Origin of the sequence: Alcanivorax quisquiliarum (genome assembly GCF_023051175.1) — a bacterium.
Classification (GTDB): Bacteria; Pseudomonadota; Gammaproteobacteria; order Pseudomonadales; family Alcanivoracaceae; genus Isoalcanivorax; species Isoalcanivorax quisquiliarum.
This window is the reverse complement of record NZ_JALKII010000017.1, coordinates 1-16930: the sequence shown is the minus strand read 5'-3', so window position 1 is coordinate 16930 and position 16930 is coordinate 1. Positions and strand designations below refer to the sequence as shown.

General features: G+C 60.1%; 17 protein-coding genes and 2 tRNA genes. 13 read left to right on the top strand and 6 right to left on the bottom strand.

The annotated features are described in order from the left end of the window. The 4 genes from MU846_RS14800 to MU846_RS14190 all read left to right on the top strand — a co-directional run. A partial coding sequence (locus MU846_RS14800; RefSeq protein WP_371739043.1) for a 4-hydroxy-2-oxovalerate aldolase family protein occupies positions 1-137 on the top strand: 137 nt, incomplete at its 5' end. Then, positions 134-922 (top strand): 2-oxo-3-hexenedioate decarboxylase, encoded by a 789-nt coding sequence (dmpH, locus tag MU846_RS14200; RefSeq protein ID WP_246953889.1) that lies wholly within the window; start codon positions 134-136, stop codon positions 920-922. The genes MU846_RS14800 and dmpH, both read left to right, overlap by 4 nt. Continuing rightward, a complete protein-coding gene (locus tag MU846_RS14195) occupies positions 904-1143 on the top strand; it encodes a tautomerase family protein (protein ID WP_371739042.1) in 240 nt (79 codons plus the stop codon). Before dmpH ends, MU846_RS14195 begins: the two co-directional genes overlap by 19 nt. 280 nt (positions 1144-1423) lie before the next feature. Next, a complete protein-coding gene (locus MU846_RS14190) occupies positions 1424-2395 on the top strand; it encodes a porin (protein WP_246953885.1) in 972 nt (323 codons plus the stop codon). A 505-nt stretch (positions 2396-2900) separates the two neighbouring features. On the opposite strand, the gene MU846_RS14185 is transcribed toward MU846_RS14190, so the two are convergent. The 4 genes from MU846_RS14185 to MU846_RS14170 form a co-directional block, all read right to left on the bottom strand. Beyond that, complete coding sequence (locus tag MU846_RS14185) at positions 2901-4349, bottom strand: hypothetical protein (protein ID WP_246953883.1); 1449 nt, start codon at positions 4347-4349, stop codon at positions 2901-2903. A 142-nt stretch (positions 4350-4491) separates the two neighbouring features. Beyond that, entirely contained in the window at positions 4492-5424 is a 933-nt protein-coding gene (locus MU846_RS14180) for an endonuclease (protein ID WP_246953881.1), read from the bottom strand. Positions 5425-5591: 167 nt separating this feature from the next. Continuing rightward, positions 5592-5668, bottom strand: a tRNA-Arg gene (locus MU846_RS14175). A gap of 454 nt (positions 5669-6122) precedes the next feature. Next, positions 6123-6896 carry a ferredoxin--NADP reductase gene (locus MU846_RS14170; RefSeq protein WP_246953879.1) on the bottom strand — a complete coding sequence of 258 codons (774 nt, stop codon included), beginning with the start codon at positions 6894-6896 and terminating at the stop codon, positions 6123-6125. Between the two features lie 165 nt (positions 6897-7061). Here MU846_RS14170 and MU846_RS14165 point away from each other — a divergent pair, with 165 nt between their 5' ends. The 6 genes from MU846_RS14165 to MU846_RS14140 all read left to right on the top strand — a co-directional run bounded on the left by MU846_RS14165 (position 7062) and on the right by MU846_RS14140 (position 11827). Next, a complete protein-coding gene (locus MU846_RS14165) occupies positions 7062-7946 on the top strand; it encodes a LysR family transcriptional regulator (RefSeq protein WP_246953877.1) in 885 nt (294 codons plus the stop codon). 80 nt (positions 7947-8026) lie between these two features. Next, a complete protein-coding gene (locus MU846_RS14160; RefSeq protein WP_246953875.1) occupies positions 8027-8740 on the top strand; it encodes a histidine phosphatase family protein in 714 nt (237 codons plus the stop codon). 95 nt (positions 8741-8835) lie between these two features. Next, positions 8836-9768, top strand: a complete 933-nt coding sequence (locus MU846_RS14155; protein ID WP_246953873.1) for an ABC transporter ATP-binding protein — start codon at positions 8836-8838, stop codon at positions 9766-9768. After that, positions 9765-10538, top strand: a complete 774-nt coding sequence (locus MU846_RS14150; RefSeq protein WP_246953871.1) for an ABC transporter permease — start codon at positions 9765-9767, stop codon at positions 10536-10538. Before MU846_RS14155 ends, MU846_RS14150 begins: the two co-directional genes overlap by 4 nt. Positions 10539-10641: 103 nt before the next feature. Then, the gene (queF, locus tag MU846_RS14145) at positions 10642-11466 is read left to right on the top strand and encodes an NADPH-dependent 7-cyano-7-deazaguanine reductase QueF (RefSeq protein ID WP_246953868.1); all 825 of its coding nucleotides are present in this window, start codon (positions 10642-10644) and stop codon (positions 11464-11466) included. Between the two features lie 40 nt (positions 11467-11506). After that, the gene (locus MU846_RS14140; protein WP_246953866.1) at positions 11507-11827 is read left to right on the top strand and encodes a DUF6694 family lipoprotein; all 321 of its coding nucleotides are present in this window, start codon (positions 11507-11509) and stop codon (positions 11825-11827) included. A gap of 64 nt (positions 11828-11891) precedes the next feature. On the opposite strand, the gene MU846_RS14135 is transcribed toward MU846_RS14140, so the two are convergent. Next, entirely contained in the window at positions 11892-13385 is a 1494-nt protein-coding gene (locus MU846_RS14135; protein WP_246953864.1) for an AbgT family transporter, read from the bottom strand. A 29-nt stretch (positions 13386-13414) separates the two neighbouring features. Then, entirely contained in the window at positions 13415-14959 is a 1545-nt protein-coding gene (locus MU846_RS14130; protein WP_246953862.1) for an adenylate/guanylate cyclase domain-containing protein, read from the bottom strand. A 161-nt stretch (positions 14960-15120) separates the two neighbouring features. On the opposite strand from MU846_RS14130, the gene MU846_RS14125 reads away from it, so the two are divergent. From MU846_RS14125 to MU846_RS14115, 3 genes are all read left to right on the top strand, one after another. Continuing rightward, positions 15121-15681 (top strand): nitroreductase family protein, encoded by a 561-nt coding sequence (locus MU846_RS14125; protein ID WP_246953860.1) that lies wholly within the window; start codon positions 15121-15123, stop codon positions 15679-15681. Continuing rightward, positions 15678-16148 carry a YiiD C-terminal domain-containing protein gene (locus MU846_RS14120; protein WP_306799432.1) on the top strand — a complete coding sequence of 157 codons (471 nt, stop codon included), beginning with the start codon at positions 15678-15680 and terminating at the stop codon, positions 16146-16148. Before MU846_RS14125 ends, MU846_RS14120 begins: the two co-directional genes overlap by 4 nt. A gap of 424 nt (positions 16149-16572) precedes the next feature. Next, positions 16573-16663: transfer RNA gene (locus MU846_RS14115), tRNA-Ser, on the top strand. Positions 16664-16930: the final 267 nt, after the last annotated feature.

Below are 16930 nucleotides of genomic sequence, written 5' to 3'. Positions count from 1 at the left end.
ACATTCTGGTCGAGCTGGGCCGGCGCCGCATGGTCGGTGGCCAGGAAGACATGATTGTGGATGTGGCGCTGGACATGTTGGCTCAGCACCACGCAGTCAACGCTGATAAAGAACACGCAACGGGAGAAGCAGGATGAGCCTGACACGGGAACAGATCGAAAAACTGGCAGATCACGTCGAGCAGGCGGAGCTGCAAGCACACGATATCACCAAGATTACCGATGATTACCCGGATATGGATTTCAACGATGCCTACGAGGTGCAGTGGGAAATCCGTCGCCGCAAGATTGCTCGCGGCAACCGCATCGTCGGCATGAAAATGGGCCTGACGTCACGGGCCAAAATGCAGCAGATGGGTGTGGAAACACCGATCTACGGTTTTCTGGCGGATTATTTCGAGCGCCCGGACAGCGGCGAGATCGAAATGAAAGACCTGATCCACCCGAAGGTGGAAGCGGAGATCGCGTTCGTCACTAAAGCGCCCTTGAAGGGGCCCGGCTGCCACGTGGGCACAGTGCTTGCCGCCACCGATTTCGTCTTGCCGGCCGTGGAAATCATCGATTCCCGTTATCGGGATTTCAAATTTGATCTGGTGAGCGTAATTGCCGACAACGCCTCGTCTTCGCGCTTTGTCACCGGCACCCGTGCCCGCAACGTGCGTGACCTTGATCTGCGCAACATGGGCCTGGTGATGGAGATCAACGGCAAGGTGGTGGAGCTGGGCGCCGGTGCGGCGGTGCTAGGCCACCCGGCGACCAGCATCGCCATGCTGGCCAATATGCTCGGCGAGCGCGGCGAGGAAATTCCGGCTGGCAGCGTGATCCTTTCGGGCGCTATCACCGCTGCTGTCACTGTGCAGGCCGGCGATGCGGTGACACTGCGCGCTCAGGATATGGGCAGCGTATCCATGCGGTTTGTCTGATCCCAAGCGAATCTGAACGGAGCACTAACATGCCAATCGCAACAATTCAGATCATGGAAGGCCGTGATGAAGCGGCAAAAGCCAAACTGATCGCTGCGGTAACGGACGCGATCTGCGACAGCATCGGTGCGCGCCGGGAAGCCGTGCGTGTGCTGGTTCAGGAAATACCGAAAAGCCAGTGGGGCATTGGAGGCGAAACTGCCGAGGCTTTAGGGCGATAACACCAGCTACGGCCCGCAGCAACAGTGCGGGCCGCAGCCGTCATCGGGCCGGTAGGTTGCCGCGTCAGAGGGCTGGTAACCAATCGGAAAACCATCGATGGCGAGGCAGCTGCTCGCCGTCGGGACATATATGACTTCCCGCAAGGCCGGAGCGTGCGCTACCGCTAGCGAAACCTTGCCATGCCGTGAACACGGGGAAGACATCCGAAGCAACACCAAAGACGACCCGGACCGACACGTCGGTCACAGAATAAATTTTACAGGACTAGGGTGAATCATTATGAGAAAAACAAATCTGGCCATTGCCGTTTCCTGCGCAGCCCTACTGGGCTCCACTGTTGCCCTGGCAGACGGGCCCAGGTTCACAGGTGAAATGGGCATGGGCGGCCTGAAAGTGGATGGGCGTGACCTGGACGCTTGGGCTTTCGACCTGCGTGCAGGTGTGGCCGGCTCGTATAAATTCGACGGTTTCGCCATTAACTACCAATTCATTGCGGATTTTGGCGCGGCTGCGAACGACCTGGATCCGCTTGTTTACAGCCCCAGTGGCAGCGCGGATGACTTTTACGTGCGTGATGCAAAAATTGCAATACCGACTCGTTACGGTACTTTTGTGGTTGCGCCGCGATCCAGTAGTGGGCAATTCGCGCATATCTATGGCGCAACTACCGATTTCGAATACAACGGGATGCATTCTCGCACCGGTATCAACCGGTTCTTCACTCAAGGTGATGTCACCACAAACCTGCTGGCATACGCCACTCCCAGATTTGCTGGCTGGCAGGTGATCTTTGGTTCCTTTACGTTCAACAAGAACAACGATGAGGACATCGACGCCTGGAGCTATCGTGCTCTGTACAAGAACGGCGGCTTCGATTTTGCCGTAGGTCAGGTTTTCATCTCGGACAAGCAAGCAGGCAGTGGTGAGAAAGAGGAGCGTAATGCGGCCTCTATCGGTTACAGCTGGGATCGCTTCAAGGTCAGCGCGCTGGTAGAGCAGAATGACGTGCCGGATGGGTTGGCCAACGACTTTACATCCTGGGCGGCCCGGTTCGATTACTCGCTGAATGAGCGCTGGTCGTCGGCCGTGGCTTATGTAGAAAAAGATCATGAGCTCGATAGCGAAGACAACGAGGGTGTGATCTTTCAGGTAAAACGCCATCTGAACAGCCAGGTCTATGTGTTTGCCGAAACTGGCCAGTACGACAACACACCGTCTAACTATGCGCTGGGTGTAAACGTGAAGTTCTGATTCTTGCTAAAAAGCTTCCCTCCCGGTGGCAACGACCGGGATTCCCCTCGGCCACATGTCCCCCATGTGGCCATTTTTTTCTTCGTTGGGCAGCCCATTGGTGTTTTCGCGGATATCGGAAATGGCTCGACGAAAATCGACGATGAGCTTTTTGAATCCAGGCTAGGCCTGGTGGAGTGAAAATGTGCCGACCTGGCGCACCGGCCGCAAGCAGCGCGTTCGGAAAGCGCTAAGCTCGGGCATGTATGATGCCCAAGAAGGAGTGGCGCTCAGGAAGATATGGTGCTCAGGCAAATCTGTTTTAGCGGCGTTGTGTTCAGGGATCACTGCGTTTGACAAGTGCTGTGCCTGGAAATCTCTGTGTTTGAAAAGTGGTGTGTTCGGGAAGTGCTGTATTTGGAAAGTACCGTGCCCGGAAGGCAGCGCATTCTGCAATCACAGGCATCGTACGGAGTGCACGCCGTCGCAATCTACGATAGCGCCATGTCAGGTACGTTCGCCATGTTCAGCCTAGCAGAGCTTGCCCGATGGCCAGCACGGCGATGATGAGTGGAATGCATAGCAGGTAATAAAGCCCGTTCCAGCGCCAGGCGACAAAGTAGGGCGAACGGCCGCAGAAATTGCTCACCATCAACAGAATGGTCGTGAAGGGCGAGGACATCATCGAGAGCGTCCAGGCGCTCATCAGCGCCACCGCGAGCACTTCCGGTGCCAGCCCCAGCGCCTGTGGATCCGGCAGCAGTGAGAGGATCAGCGTCACGCTGATGATCGGGTTGAGTCCGAACTGGCCACAGGCAAGCGTCAGGAACATAGCCGCTACTGCCAGCCCCAGGCCTTGCAAGCCGGTGGACACCAGCCAGGCATTGAGCAGCTCGATATCCACCCAGGGCGTAATCAGCGCGCCGACAAATGCGGAGCCGCCGAGAATCACGATCTCGCTGCGATTGGCGGCAAAGATCTGCGCCGAACGGCGCCAGACCAGCATGCCGGCGCGTGCCGTGCCTGTGCCCCCGGCAAGCCGGGTGCGCTGGCTGGCCAGCCAGACAAAGGCACAGGCCGGGCAGGCGATCAACACGGCCACCGGCAGCCCCATATTGCCGATAGGGCTCAGCAGCAGCGCGGTGGCCGTGATGGCCACCACGATCAGGCTGAAGCGCGCCAGTGGCCGCAGCGAGGGGCGCACTCGTTTTGAGCCAGGCGCCAGCGGCGGGCCCTGAAACCAGTCGAGCCACCAGCCGGTCAGCATCATCACCGCCGCGATAGGCAGCGCCAGCGGCAGTAGCATCGGCCAGGTGAGCTGGGGCATGCTGGAGAGCAGCACCACCACGGCGATACCCAGCGGGGAGGTCAGCGGTGTCAGCGCAAAGCCGCGCAGCATGGCAAGAATCATGCGGCGTTCGCGGGCAGCACGCAGCGCTTCGTCACCGCCAGCAGAGCGCAACGTATTGCCTTTCTGGATCATGGTGCCGAACAGGCTCAGGGCACCGATATTGAGAATGATCCCGAACGACATGGTGCCCATGGAAATCGCAGGATAGCGCCAAGAGGGTTTCTGATGGATCAGGGCATGGCCGGCTTCACGAATCAGCCTTGAGCGCAACGCCGCCAGCCTGAGCAGGCTCAACGAAGCCATGAAGGTGGCAAAGAAGCAGAAACGATCCAGCGCTTGCAGCAACAGCGGCACGGGTTCGGGGTGGCTCATTATTGTAGCTGCCGAGCCTGCTACGGTAGCGACCAGCACAACACGGGCCATACCGGTCAGGTGGCGGGCCTGCATCAGCAGATATACCACCAGTGCCGGCCTTGCCAGCCAGCTTGCAAAAGACAAGTCGGTAATCAGGTGCAGCAAGGTAGCGATCATGCACAGCGGCATGGCGTATCCGGCTGCTCGATAGAGCAGCAGGGACGGGCGAATCAGATCACCATTGGTTTCTGCATGGGAGGGAACCCGCATCGCCTCAGTACTCGCTAACCATGGACAAAAGGCCAATGAGTGGCCTGCCTGCGGCGTGCATGAACATCTCCTGTATCGACGAGGGAGCGCGGCAAGGCAGGATGCCATGAAAATAACGATATATCAATGAAATATATATATTTCAGGGGCAGTTGAGCGCCTTACGGTAACCCGCCGCCTCGGCCGCCGCAGCGCTGGTGAACAGCACCCGGTTACGGTCAGCCATCGCTGTATAGCCGGGGCAGTCTGGCAGGTGGTAAATGCGACTGTTGCGGTTGCCGTGGGCGGGTGCCGGTTGTGCCGAGACCGGCGGGGTGGTGGCAGAGGGCAGCGACGATATCAACCCTTCGCGGCTGTTGCGGTGATGCAATTGCCACTCGCGCTCGCCGGTTACAAAGAGGTTGCCATGGCCCATGCGCACCTGAATACGCTGGTTGCGCTCCCGCTCCCAGGCGCTGACCGGGTGCTGGCGATGCCAGGCCATGAGCAATCGTTGCTGGGCCGGCGCAAGGCGCAGGTCGTAGCGGTCGGCCATGTAAAAGTAAGTGCGAGCAATCTGGCCACGAAAGGCAGCCGGGGGCTGCATCGTGCGGCCGGCGAAATCCACCCGTACATCACACTGACCATGGCGGGGCGGCACGCCTGGCAGCATGCCGAAATCGTAATTGCTGCGGTCGGCGTTGACCTCGCCCACCACGGGGGTGAGGTTGTGCAGATCCGCTTCCATGGCGGAGAACACCGGATCGGTTGCCGTGCAGTGAGCCCGCCCGCCTTGTTGCCAGCACTGCCGCTGCCTGCCGAAGCTGGAAGCCGGCACGATATGCTCCCACTCGATACGCTGCGCCCGGTTCGGCTGCGCACGAATCCGGTAACCGCACCCGGCCAGATCAACCCTGCCGCCCGAGCGGCCGGCCCACTGCCAAGTGCAGCCGCAATAGGCATCGCCGATCTCGTTGCGATCATGGTAGACGTGTTGCCGCGCCTCGACCTTGGCGCGGCCAAAATCCTGGGGGGCCGCGAGCAGGGCAGCAGGCAGCAGAGCACTGCAAAGCAGGGCAAGGCGGAGCAGGAGCATGGTGATATCAGATGGCCGTAAAAAGAAGGCATTCTGCCACTATGCGAGGGGAAGCTTAAGGGGGTGTAGACATGCGCTCCATGCGCCGGAGGTTGATGCGACTTTTGCGAGGGGAAAAAGACGAGAGAAAAAGAAAGGGGTTGCCGGCTGGCAACCCCTTGTCTTGGTGGTACACCCGGAAGGATTCGAACCTCCGACCTTCTGGTTCGTAGCCAGACGCTCTATCCAACTGAGCTACGGGTGCATAAACCTTCACTACTGCTTGTTGGCACTCGGTGCCACTTCGAGCCTGGCAAAGCTGTGCTTTGCAGACGCTCATTTCAGGGCTTCGCCCTGAAATTCCGGCCATTCGGTAATACCCGAATGGCGTTCGCAGGGGCGAAATGTCTTTCGCTTTATCCCTGCTCACCCAACTGAGCTACGGGTGCATAAACCTTTACGACTACCCGGCACATGGTGCCGCTTCGAGCCCGGCAAAGCTATGCTTTGCAGACGCTCATTTCAGGGTTCTGACAAAACAGGTTTTCGGCCTGTGATGGCAGTTTGTCGTTGCCGCCCTGAGAGGCTGCGCATTATTCCCAATAGCCGATGCGTCGTCAAGCATGTGGGCAACGTTTTTTTCCTTCAGGCGATGCCAACTACCTGATTTCACGAAAAAGGCTGCCGGAGCAGCCTTTTTTGTCGCTCGGGCAATGTGTTTATTTCTCGACAAAGGCTCGCTCGATGACGTAGTGGCCCAGCTCGCCGCCTCGTGTTTCGCGGAAGCCGCGTGAGTCAAGGTGAGCGGTCAGGTCTTTCAGCATGGCCGGGCTGCCGCACAGCATGAAGCGATCTGTTTCCGGGTTGATGTCGGGCAGGCCGATATCGCTGTAAAGCTTGCCGCTTTCCATCAGCTGCGTCAGGCGGCCCTGGTTGCGGTAGGGCTCCCGTGTGACGGTGGGGTAATAGATCAGCTTTTCTCGCACCACATCACCAAAGTATTCGTGCTCCGGCAGCTCTTTCTCGATCAGATCCTGATAGGCAAGCTCGGAAACAAAGCGCACGCCGTGGGTGAGGATGATCTTGTCGAAGTGCTCGTAGATCTCCGGATCCTTGATGATGCTGATGAACGGCGCCAGGCCCGTACCTGTGCTGAGCAGATACAGATTGCGCCCCGGCAGCACATGCTCCGCCACCAGGGTGCCGGTGGGCTTGCGGCCGATCAGTACCTGGTCGCCTACCTGGATATTTTGCAGCCGTGAGGTGAGCGGGCCATCCGGCACCTTGATGCTGAAAAACTCCAGCTCTTCCTCATAGTTGGCGCTGACGATGCTGTAAGCACGCAGCAACGGCTTGTCGTCGACTTCCAGGCCAATCATGGTGAAATAGCCGTTCTTGAACCGGAAGCCGGGGTCGCGGCTGGTGGTGAAGCTGAACAGGGTGTCATTCCAGTGACGGACGCTGGTGACCGTTTCCTTGTTCAAGTTTGACATGTCTGTAACTCTCACTCTGGGGCTGGGACGAAATGGCCGACAAATGAAAGCCATTCGCGACTCGGTTGCAATAGGATAACGCTACTTATTATATCGGTAAAATGGGATATATTAATATGGCTTATCGGTTATAAGTATATAACGAGTGGGTCAGGGAGAGTAGGGGTGCGTTACACGTTACGGCAGCTGGAGGTGTTTCTTGCCACCGCACGCGGTGAAAACATCAGCCGCGCGGCAGAATCGCTGGCCATGTCGCAGTCTGCGGCCAGCGGTGCCCTGCGTGAGCTGGAGCATCAGTTCGGTGTGTCGCTGTTTGACCGCGCCGGCAAGCGGCTCAAGCTCAACGAGCTTGGCCGGGTGCTGTTGCCCAAGGCTCAGAGCCTGCTGGAGCAGGCGGGTGAGCTGGAGCGGCTGCTGGCCGGCAACACCGAAATGGGGGAGCTGAAAGTCGGTGCCACGTTGACGATCGGCAATTATCTGGCGGTGGGCATCATGGCCCGTTACATGAACGAGGTGCCGGGCGTCCGGGTGGCGCTGGAGGTGGGCAACACCGCACACATTGCCATGCAGGTGCTGCACTTCCGGCTGGATATCGGGCTGATCGAAGGTGAGCTTCAGCACCCGGATCTGGAAGCGATGCCTTGGCGTGATGACGAGCTGGTGGTGTTCTGCTGCCCGGATCATCCGCTGGCAAAGGCGGGCGAACTGGGGGAAGACGAGCTGCTGGCGGCCACCTGGATCTTGCGGGAGCAAGGCTCCGGCACACGGCAGACGTTCGATCGTGCCATGCACGGGTTATTGCCCCGGCTGAATATTCTGCTGGAGTTGCAGCATACCGAGGCGATCAAGCGGGCGGTCGAGGCAGGCCTTGGCATTGGCTGCCTTTCCAGGGTCACGCTGGTGGAGGCGTTTCGTCGTGGCAGCCTGGTGCCGCTGGCGACGCCGGGGCGTGATTTTTCCCGGCGTTTCTATGCTGTGCTGCACAAGCAGAAATTTCGCAGCCGCGGTATCGAGCGCTGGCTCGAGTTATGCGAAACGGCACCGGTTTGACCCCGCGGGCGCTGTCATTGATGATGCCTGATATGTCGATGAAGGGAGAAAATGGCCAGCCAGTGCTGGCCGGAGCTGCCATGGCCCGTCTGCATCCCCGGCTTGAATCCGCCTCGGAGCTGTTGCCGCAGCACCGCCCGATCCACTTGCTCACGCGTCACTCAGTGCGGGAGGAATCTCCCAACGGATTTGCCGATTATCGCCTGGCGCTGACGCCCGAAGGGGTGGCGCTGGCGCGCGACTGGGGCGCCCGGCTGCCACGCCCGGTGAGCGCATTTTATTCCAGCCCGGTCGGCCGGTGCCTGGATACGGCGCGTGCCATGCATGTCGGTGGCCGCCGCGCCGGGCTGGCGCCGGAGCCGCTGGTGCTACACGAGGTGATGGATCTGGTTGAGCCGGGCTGCTATGTGCAGGATATCCGCAAGTGTGGGGCGTTGTTTTTCGAGCTGGGGGCGGTCGGTTTTATCAACCGGCATCTCGTCAGCCCCATCGAGGGGGTGCTCAGCCCCGAGGATGGCCAGGGCAAGCTGGCCCGCTATCTGTACCAGCGCCAGCCCTGTGAAGGTATGATGGCCGTGCATGTCACGCACGATACCATTCTGGCCACCTTTGTCGCCGGCCTGCTGGGCCGCACATCGGTGACTGACGAAGAGTGGCCCTGGATGATGGAAGGCGTCTGGCTCTGGTTTGACGATACGCACTTGCACTGGGTGTGGCGCGGCGAGCCCGGCCGCACTGCTGTGCATCACCTGGCGCTGGCCGACTTGCCACCGCTACGCACTGCCGGAGCCTGAGCGGTCCGGCCTGAATCGGCGGGCGCTTGAAATTGCCTGTCGCCGCCCCGATATTCGCCGCTCCCTGACCCGTTTTTTTGCCGCGAGGTGTGCTCTTGGTCGCGCTGTCTATTCGTCATCTCAATAAAACTTACAAGAACGGCGTCCAGGCGCTGAAAGATATCAGCCTGGATGTTCAGAAAGGCGACTTTTTTGCCCTGCTGGGCCCGAACGGCGCCGGCAAATCCACCACCATCGGTATCGTCAGCTCGCTGGTGAACAAGAGTGGCGGCGAGGTGTCGATTTTTGGCCATTCGCTGGACAGTGAGCGAGAGCTGGCGAAGCGCAAGCTCGGTGTGGTGCCGCAGGAATTCAACTTCAACCAGTTTGAAAAGGTGTTCGATATCGTCACCACCCAGGCGGGCTATTACGGCATTGCGCCGGCGCCGGCCCGCGCTGCGGCGGAAAAATACCTGCGCCAGCTGGGCTTGTGGGACAAACGAGACAGCCAGGCGCGGCAGCTCTCCGGTGGTATGAAGCGCCGGCTGATGATTGCCCGCGCGCTGGTGCATGAGCCGGAATTGCTGATTCTTGATGAGCCCACCGCCGGCGTGGATATCGAGCTGCGCCGTTCCATGTGGGATTTTCTCACCGAACTGAATCGGAAAGGAAAGACGATCATTCTGACCACCCACTACCTGGAAGAGGCGGAATCCCTCTGCCGGCATATCGCCATCATCGATCACGGCACGTTGGTGGAAAACACCGATATGAAATCGCTGCTGGAAAAACTGCATATGGAAACCTTTGTGCTGGATCTGGCCGATCGCATCAGCGAGGCGCCAGCGCTGAATGGCTTTCAGGTGCGTATGCGTGATGCACGCACGCTGGAGGTGGATGTGCCAAAAACCGAACCCTTGAACGAAGTATTCAATCAGCTGGCGCAGCGCAATATTGCCGTGATGAGCATGCGCAACAAGGCCAACCGGCTGGAGGAGCTGTTCATGCGTCTGGTGGAGCGCAACCTGTCCGGCGAGGTGCAGCCATGAGCATGAAAGAACAGTGGGTGGCCTTTCTCACCATCCTGATCAAGGAAATCCGGCGCTTTACCCGTATCTGGCCGCAGACGTTGCTGCCGCCAGCCATCACCATGTCATTGTACTTCGTGATTTTCGGCAACCTGATCGGCAGCCGTATCGGTGACATGGGCGGCTTTGATTACATGCAATACATCGTGCCGGGGCTGATCATGATGAGCGTGATCCAGAACAGCTACGGCAACGTGGTCAGCTCATTTTTCAGCACCAAGTTCCAGCACTCCATCGAAGAAATGCTGGTCTCACCCATGTCGCCTTCCGTCATCTTGTGCGGCTATATCGCCGGCGGTGTGGCACGCGGCCTCGCCGTGGGCGTGATCGTCACCGCGCTGGCGCTCTGCTTTACCAGGCTTGGCCTGGTCCATGCAGGCGTGACGTTGCTGGTAGTGGTGCTCACTGCGGTACTGTTTTCGCTGGCCGGCTTCATCAATGCGGTGTTTGCGCGCAACTTTGATGACATCTCGATCATTCCCACCTTCGTGCTGACGCCGCTGACTTATCTTGGCGGGGTGTTTTACTCCATTGATCTGCTGCCGGAGTTCTGGCGCAACGTCACCCTGCTGAACCCGGTGGTCTATATGGTCAACAGTTTCCGCTACGGCATTCTCGGCGTCAGTGATGTCAATGTGGCAGGGTCCTTGCTGGCGATCGTCGGCTTTACAGTGGCATTGTATGTGTTCTCCTTGTGGTTGCTGCGGCGCGGTATCGGTATCCGGCAGTAAAATGTGGCCTGTGTGCCGGGCTTGTGCCCGGCCGGATCACGATGAACCTTTATTTTTCGGCCTGACGTTCTAAACTCGCATCAGGATCGGCAGGGAGACAGCCATGAGCAACCCGTTCAGTGATACCCCCCTGGGGCGCAAGACCGAGTATCTGGATCAGTACACACCGTCGCTGTTGTGCCCCATACCGCGCTGGGATGCCCGCGAGGAGCTGGAGCTGGACGCCCATTTGCCGTTTCATGGCATGGATGTGTGGAATGCCTATGAGCTGTCATGGCTCGACAACCGGGGCAAGCCGGTGGTGGCGATGGCGGAGATCCGGGTGGCTTGTGTCAGCCGCAACCTGATCGAATCCAAATCCCTGAAGCTGTATCTGAATTCCTTTGCCAATACCCGCTTTGCTGATCGCCGCGCCGTGCAACAGGCCATCGAAAAAGACCTCGGCCACACCGCCGACGGGCCGGTGGACGTGCGCGTGCTGACGCTGGAAGAAGCTGCCCGCCAGCCGGCCTGGGAGCCGCAGGGCACGCTGCTGGACGGCATCGAGCTGGAGGTGGAGGGCTTCGAGCCGGATGCCTCGCTGCTGATGACGGAGCAGGGCGCGGAGCGCACCGAGGTGGTGTATTCTCATCTGTTGCGCAGCCGCTGCCCGGTAACGGCACAGCCGGATTGGGCAACGGTGATCATTCGCTATACGGGTGCGCCCATCAGCCATGCGAGTTTGCTGCGTTACCTGATCTCGTTTCGTAACCATGATGGCTTCCATGAGCAGGTCATCGAACAGATCTTTCTTGATATCCAGCGTCAATGTGCGCCCCGGCAATTGAGCGTCAACGGTCGCTTTACCCGCCGTGGCGGGCTGGATATCAATCCTTTCCGCTCCAATTTCGAGGAGCTGCCGGCCAATCTCAGGGTGGTGCGCCAATAACGCACCACTGTTGTTTTTTCCACGATCAGGGAACGTCAACATGAAAAAAATCATGGCCGGCTTGCTGCTGGCATTTTGTCTCGTCGGTTGCAGTGATCCACGGCTGGATGCCAGCAACGAGCAAGCGTTTGAGGCATCACTCGAAAAAGTCGTCGCCGAACTGGATGAAAACCAGCGCCGGGTGTTTACCGAAGCATTGATGATGGTGATGCTCGCCGGCATCACCCAGGATGATCTGGCGGCGGTGGAGCGAGGTGATACCAGCGAGCTGGCGTCGCCGTTTCGTACGCTGGATGGCCTTACTGCGGACGAGGTCGTCGCCCGAGCGGAGCAATTGCGCGCCAGCAGAAAAGCGGAGTGAGAAAGGCAGGTTGAGGAAAGGCTACGGCCGCTGCATCGTCACCTGACGTTGCGGCGGCCGCGCTTCAAAAGCCCAGCGGCCAGCCGGCCAGCAACCAGATGGCCAGCAATACCGACCAGCTCCCCAGCAAGGTGAGGCTGTAAGGGAGCATCAGCGTGATCAGCGTGCCGACCCCGGCCTCTGGCTGGTAGCGCCGTGCAAAACCCAGCACCAGCACAAAATAGGGCATCAGCGGGGTAATGATGTTGGTGCTGGAATCGCCTACGCGATAAGCCGCCTGTGTCGCCTCCGGGGCGATGCCCAAAAGCAGCAGCATTGGCACAAATATCGGTGCCAGCAGGCCCCACTTGGCCGAAGCCGAGCCGACCAGCAAATTCAGCAATGCGGTGAATAGCACCAGTAGTATCAACAACAATGCGGTCGGCAGCGCCAGGCTGCCAAGCCCGTTGGCGCCATGAATGGCCAGCACAATGCCGATGTTCGACCAGTTGAACCACGCCACAAACTGCGCCGCAAAAAACATCAGCACCAGATAGCCCGCCAGACTGCTGAGGGTTTCTTCCATCGCCTGAATGATATCGCTGCCCCGGCGAAAACTGCCGCTGGCATAGCCATAGGTGATGCCCGCTACGGCGGCGATCAGGGCTACCAGTACCACACTGCTGTCGATCAGAGGCGAGGGCAGCAGGCCGCCGTCCGCGTTGCGCAGCGGGCCGCCGGCAGGGACAACCAGAGCCAGGATCAATGCAATCACTGCCAGCGTGGCAAAGCCGGCCAGCCGCAGCGCACGCCGGTCAGCCGCGCCGGGAAAGGCTGCGGCAGTGCTCTCGCTGGCCGGGGGCGGGCTGCCCAGCCATGGCTCTACCCAGAAGCGGGTAACCAGCGTGATCACCGTCGCCACCAGAAAAGTGGAGGCGACGATAAACCAGTAATTCACCGATGCCGGCACCGTGATCTGGGGATCAACCACTCGCGCTGCTTCTGTCGTCAGCCCCGCGAGCATCGCATCCACCGGCCCGATCAGCAGGTTGGCGCTGAAACCACCGGATACCGCCGCGAAGCCCACGGCAATGCCGGCCAGCGGGTGCCGGCCGGCAAGATGAAACAACAGCCCCGCCAGCGGAATCAGCACCACATAGCCGGCATCTACCGCCAGGCTTGAAAGCACGCCGGCAAACGCCACCACCGGCACCAGCCCGCTTTGCGGCGACGCCCGCACCAGCGCAGCAAGCACCGCGCCAAGCAGGCCGCTGCGCTCGGCAATGCCGATGCCGATGAGCGCTACCAGCACAATGCCCAGTGGTGCAAAGCCGGTAAAATTGGTGACCATGCTGCCCAGCACATAACGTACTCCCTCGGCGGCGAGCAGGTTGCGCACGCTGATCGCCTCATCGGTGACCGGATGAACAGCGGCAACGCCCGCCAGGCTCATGCCAACGGAGCACGCCATCACCAGTACGCACAGCCACACAAACAGCAGCGCAGGGTGGGGCAGGCGGTTGCCCCAGCGCTCCAGCGTATCCAGCAAACGATGGCTGACAGAAGAATCAGTGGTCATGCACAAGCTCCCGAGCGGGGGTGATGGCCTTAAATGATGCGGTGTTTCTGGATGCGTTGCGCAGCCTGCCCCATCACCTCGATGGCTTTGGCACAATCGCGTTCGCGCAGGCGGCTGCTATCCACATGCAACGAGAAACCTTCGGCCTCGAAACTGATGTTCACTGCGCTTTTCTGGTTCAGATCCCGTGCGGATTTCGCCAGCGCACGCAGAATGCGGTCACGGTCAAAATTGCGAATGCGCCGCACATCAAGATGCAGCCCGAAACCTTCCGCCTGCACCGAAACAAAACCGCCGCGGCCGGCAGCGTGCTCGTTCAGATCCTGCACTTCGTAAACGGGAATCGGACGGTTGAAGCCTTTTACTTCGATTTCACCCAGATTACGACAGATCACCCGGTCACGCACCAGCTCGTAGGTGGCCTGCGAAATCAGAATACGGCCCGGCCGGGCGGCAGATTCCAGCCGGCTGGCCAGGTTCACATCAGTGCCCAGAATAGTGTAATCCATGCGCGATTCGGCGCCGAAATTGCCCACCGTCACATAACCGCTATTGATGCCGATGCGAATTTCCAGCTTTTGCGTGATGCCTTCGCGCTGCCAGCGCTGGCGCAACAGCTTCATCTGGCGCTGCATCTCAAGCGCCATGGCGACGCAGTTGAAGGCATCTTCCTTCGCGCCTTTGCTGACCGGGTCACCAAAAAACACCATCACCGCATCGCCGATGAACTTGTCGATGGTGCCGCCGTAACGCAGCGCAATGCGGGTCATCTCGCTGAGGTAACTGTTGAGAATGCGCGTCAGCGTATCCAGCGGCAGGTCTTCGGAGATATTGCTGAAGCCCTTGATGTCGGAGAAAAACACCGTCAGCTTGCGCCGCCGTGTCTCCAGCTTGGCATCGCGCTTGCCGGAAAACAGCTGCCCCCACACTTGCGGCGGCAAATATTTGGCCAACTTTCGCGACAGCTCCACCGCCTGCTTTTGCTGACGTGCCACGCGCGCCTGCGCCAATCGCACATGATGCGTCTGTTGCAATGCATACCAGGACGAGGCACCGACATAACAGCCCAGGCCAAACAGCGAGAGCAGCGTCAGCGTCAGCGGCGTGTCCTCCGGCGCAAGTATATGTCCGTCAAAAATCCACCAGCCCGCTGCGCACCCGGCGGCGGTGAGCAGGATATTCAGCAGCCACGGCCTGATGCCGCCGCTGGTCACCGCATTGGCATGCACAATGATCAGCAGCGCCAGCGCCGGAATGAGCGCAAAATGCAGCGAGGCGATGGTCAGCCCGATCAGCACGCCATCCAGCTGCACCAGCACACGGCTTGCCTCTTGCTGGCGCCGCCCCTGCTTTTCCATATGGATCGCCAGCGCCTGCGCTGCGAGCGGATACGCCAGCAGCAGCGCCACCATCAGCAGATACAGCTCGGGAAACAGGTGCAGCTGAATGCCCGCCGTCAACACAACGGCAGCGACAACGAATTCCAGCAGCCGGATATAATTGGCCTGGCGCCGCGCCAGACTGCGGGAATCCCCCTGCCGACGTTTTTTTGATTTGCCCTGAGTATTGGTCATGACAGCCTGATCACGGGGAGTGCGGCAAGCTTAAACCAGTTGGTCGAGAAGGAAAAACCGCAGGGTCCGAGCGGCTGCCCGAGACAATGCCCGGCTGGTGTATAATAGCTGCATCGCCAGCCAGAGGAGGGCGGGTAGCAAGTGATAGCGAGGAGTAACAGATGGACGCGATCAGCGCCCTGCACGGCCGGGTTTCCATAGCCACGCTTGGCCAGCCTGGCCCGACTTCAGAACAACTGGACATCATGCTGCGCGCTGCAGTGCGTGCGCCGGATCACGGCGTGCTTCGGCCGTGGCGCTTTATCGTGCTGCAAGGCAGCGAGCGCGAGGCGCTGGGCGATATTTTTGTTCAGGCATGCCTGCGTAGCGCCCCCGACAGCGACACCGAAACACTGGAGAAAATGCGCCGGGCGCCGCTGCGCGCACCGATGGTGGTGGTGGTCATCGCCGAAACCGATCCCGATAACCGCATCCCCCTGACCGATCAACTGCTGGCCGCTGGCGCCGCCGCCCAGAACATCATGCTGGCCGCCCACGCCCTGGGCCTTGGCGGCATGTGGCGCACTGGTGACATGGCCAAGAACACGCTGGTCAAAGAGCGCCTCGGCTTTGCCGAAAAGGACGAAATCATCGGCTTCCTCTACCTCGGCACACCCACCGGCTCGATCAAACGCGTGCCCGCCAACGACCCCGCCCGATACTTGCGAGCCCTGCCACAATGAGTAACCTGGATCAGCTTGCCGAGCGCATAATGAGTACCATCCCGCTCACCCGCCACCTGGGCTTCCAGCTGCTTGAACATCAGCCCGGCGAACTGATCCTGTCCGCCCCCCTGGCACCGAACACCAACGACAAAGGCACCTTCTTTGCCGGCAGCCAGGCCACCTTGCTGACACTCGGCGGCTGGGCCTTGAGCACCCTCGAAGGCGAAAGCCTGGTATCGACCGTCGATGTGGTGGCAGCAGAATCCCACCTGCGCTACCTCGCCCCCCTGAGCGGCGATGCACGCATCCAGATACTCGCCACCGCCGACGACCGGACAGTATTTGCCCGCCGCCTGCAACGTCGCGGCCGCGCCAGGCTGGCCATCACCGCCACCTTGCACGGCCCAGATGGCATCCTTGCCTCACGCTTCGAGGCCCAATACCTCGTCCGCGATCTGGCACCGGACGCAGATGTGATCGACTGACGACTTGGCGCGTTGCGATCAGCAAGGGAGTCGGGTAATCTACGCGCCCTCTGCACACGGCCCTCGGCGTGTGGCAGAAAAACGGTTCAAGAGTTTCTGGTGAGGTGTCCGAGTGGTTGACGCCTTGCCACAGGCAAGCGAACGTCGCGCTTTGTAGCGACGGCCCCGAAGGGGCGAGGGCCTTTGGCCCGAGTAGCAGAGCACGCTCGCGTGCGACCTGCCATGACAATGAGTAACACCAAGGCTGTTCCGAGAGTTTCTGGTGAGGTGTCCGAGTGGTTGACGCCTTGCCGTAGGCAAGCGAACGTCGCGCTTTGTAGCGACGGCCCCGAAGGGGCGAGGGCCGAAGGCCCGAGTAGCAGAGCACGCTCGCGTGCGACCTGCCATGACAATGAGTAGCACCAAAGTTGTTCCGAGAGTTTCTGGTGAGGTGTCCGAGTGGTTGAAGGAGCACGCCTGGAAAGCGTGTATACGTTCATAGCGTATCGAGGGTTCGAATCCCTCCCTCACCGCCAGATACAAAAAAGCCCGCTTGCGCGGGCTTTTTTGTATCTGGCGGTGAGGGATGCTTTGATGAGAACCCCCGTTCGACCAGCCGCCGCAGGCGGCGCAGGGCGTCATCGCCGATGACGGGGCGCAGCCCCGAGCGCGCAGCGCGAGTCAATCCCGACCGACGCCTCACTGCCACACCTCCTACTGCCACTAGCGGGCTTTTTTGTATCTGGCGGTGAGGGAGTATTTGGTTCGAACCCTCCGGTTCGACCAGCCGCCGCAGGCGGCGC

Coding starts and splice junctions, on each gene's coding strand:
- dmpH (WP_246953889.1), top strand. CDS start 134: ATGAGCCTGACACGGGAACAGATCGAAAAACTGGCAGATCACGTCGAG.
- MU846_RS14190 (WP_246953885.1), top strand. CDS start 1,424: ATGAGAAAAACAAATCTGGCCATTGCCGTTTCCTGCGCAGCCCTACTG.
- MU846_RS14185 (WP_246953883.1), bottom strand. CDS start 4,349: ATGCGGGTTCCCTCCCATGCAGAAACCAATGGTGATCTGATTCGCCCG.
- MU846_RS14180 (WP_246953881.1), bottom strand. CDS start 5,424: ATGCTCCTGCTCCGCCTTGCCCTGCTTTGCAGTGCTCTGCTGCCTGCT.
- MU846_RS14170 (WP_246953879.1), bottom strand. CDS start 6,896: ATGTCAAACTTGAACAAGGAAACGGTCACCAGCGTCCGTCACTGGAAT.
- MU846_RS14160 (WP_246953875.1), top strand. CDS start 8,027: ATGGCCCGTCTGCATCCCCGGCTTGAATCCGCCTCGGAGCTGTTGCCG.
- MU846_RS14150 (WP_246953871.1), top strand. CDS start 9,765: ATGAGCATGAAAGAACAGTGGGTGGCCTTTCTCACCATCCTGATCAAG.
- queF (WP_246953868.1), top strand. CDS start 10,642: ATGAGCAACCCGTTCAGTGATACCCCCCTGGGGCGCAAGACCGAGTAT.
- MU846_RS14140 (WP_246953866.1), top strand. CDS start 11,507: ATGAAAAAAATCATGGCCGGCTTGCTGCTGGCATTTTGTCTCGTCGGT.
- MU846_RS14135 (WP_246953864.1), bottom strand. CDS start 13,385: ATGACCACTGATTCTTCTGTCAGCCATCGTTTGCTGGATACGCTGGAG.
- MU846_RS14130 (WP_246953862.1), bottom strand. CDS start 14,959: ATGACCAATACTCAGGGCAAATCAAAAAAACGTCGGCAGGGGGATTCC.
- MU846_RS14125 (WP_246953860.1), top strand. CDS start 15,121: ATGGACGCGATCAGCGCCCTGCACGGCCGGGTTTCCATAGCCACGCTT.
- MU846_RS14120 (WP_306799432.1), top strand. CDS start 15,678: ATGAGTAACCTGGATCAGCTTGCCGAGCGCATAATGAGTACCATCCCG.